At 62.4% G+C, this 210-nt stretch carries 1 rRNA gene; it reads left to right on the forward strand.

The window, feature by feature from the left end:
• The first annotated feature begins 66 nt into the window (after positions 1–66).
• Positions 67–183: ribosomal RNA gene (gene rrf / locus NGB94_RS16770) — 5S ribosomal RNA — on the forward strand.
• Positions 184–210 lie beyond the last annotated feature (27 nt).

The raw sequence follows: 210 nt of genomic DNA on the forward strand, positions 1-210 counted from the left end.
GTACCCCACATTTTTACCCACCCCCCACGGCACGAGTGCCGGCACGGGGGTTCGGGTTGGAAGGGTTACGGCGGTCACAGCGCGGGGGAAACGCCCGGTCCCATTCCGAACCCGGAAGCTAAGACCCACAGCGCCGATGGTACTGCACTCGGGAGGGTGTGGGAGAGTAGGTCACCGCCGGACATACTGTGAAGAAAAGGATCCGTACAA

Source organism: Arthrobacter koreensis (assembly GCF_035792275.1).
Classification (GTDB): Bacteria; Actinomycetota; Actinomycetes; order Actinomycetales; family Micrococcaceae; genus Arthrobacter_B; species Arthrobacter_B koreensis_A.